Raw genomic sequence first — 1,091 nt, 5'->3', positions numbered from 1 at the left:
CTTAAGTTTTGTTTAATTTAGAAGCGTAAGCAAAAAGCCACCCACCTAGGGTGGTTTTTTTCTGATCTAGCTCATCGTGGCATGACTAGGCTCGTAAGTCATCCGCGCATTAAAGTCTATTTTTCCTTGAATTGGGTTCCAGTAGTGAGATACTTCTCCAGCAAGACCCAGTTCTTCTCCAGTGCGTTCTAGCAGCGATTGTTGACGATTCTTAATAAGTTGATAATGGCGCACCATCAAGGCACGAGCTTGTTCTTGGGTAGACATATGAAGTACTCCTATGATTCCTGGGATATTTGATTAATTCGCTTTATCTATGAACTAGTATAGCAAAAATCTGTAACATAAGCTACGGTTTTAGAAAATTTACAAAAATTCATTGGAAAGGGAGAGTAATGGGTAATGGGCATGGGGCATAGGGCATAGGAGGAGAAAAGGTTTATCCGAACGGAACTAACTTCCTTCCAGCCTTCATATTTACCCATTTATACGATTTCTCTGTTAATAACCATTACGCCACAGATACCAATGTAGGGGAGAGGGATTCGACGTACTCTGCGATAAGCCCGAATCTAAGGCGCTAAAGAGTTTTTGGCGTATAGTCATATTTTGGACAATTGGTATAATTCTTTTCCGGTGCCCTATGCCCCATACCCCATGCCCAAACATTATGATTTTTTAGTTAAAATTGTTTAAGTTAGATTAAGTAACAAAAACTCAAGCCATTCACATGTCTGACACATTAACCAAGCTGAGCTATCAGACTTTTCAGCAGGGTAAAAGCTACTTTGGCATTGCTCATAGGATGTTAGGGGCACGTCTAATGAATGTTATCTCCCCTAACAAAACAGAGCCCAAACCTATCCCAAGTGAAGTTTTACTGAAACTTAAAGAAAGAGCGGATAATCTGCTAGAAGTTGACTGGCAGGATGCAGAGCGGGGGATATATCCCAAAAGCTTACTCTTTGATAATCCTTGGGAAGATTTTCTCCGATATTACCCAATCGTATGGCTAGATTTACCTCAAATGTGGGAGCGTGCTCAGCACAAGAAATATCAAGACTTCTCTCCTGAGATAGAGACTCTTGGTT

1 protein-coding gene and 1 pseudogene are annotated in these 1,091 nt (G+C 40.7%); one reads left to right on the top strand and one right to left on the bottom strand.

Annotated elements, in window-relative coordinates; translation table 11 throughout:
• Nucleotides 1-66: 66 nt before the first annotated feature.
• The gene (locus tag G4P69_RS38755) at nt 67-267 is read right to left on the bottom strand and encodes a hypothetical protein (RefSeq protein ID WP_208345131.1); all 201 of its coding nucleotides are present in this window, start codon (nt 265-267) and stop codon (nt 67-69) included.
• 463 nt (nt 268-730) lie between these two features.
• Here G4P69_RS38755 and G4P69_RS38750 point away from each other — a divergent pair.
• Nucleotides 731-1,091 (top strand): annotated as a pseudogene (locus G4P69_RS38750) (SAM-dependent methyltransferase); the annotation flags it as partial.

Source organism: Aetokthonos hydrillicola CCALA 1050 (genome assembly GCF_017591665.1).
In the GTDB taxonomy this organism is placed as follows: domain Bacteria; phylum Cyanobacteriota; class Cyanobacteriia; order Cyanobacteriales; family Nostocaceae; genus Aetokthonos; species Aetokthonos hydrillicola.
This window is presented reverse-complemented; position numbering and strand designations above follow the sequence as displayed.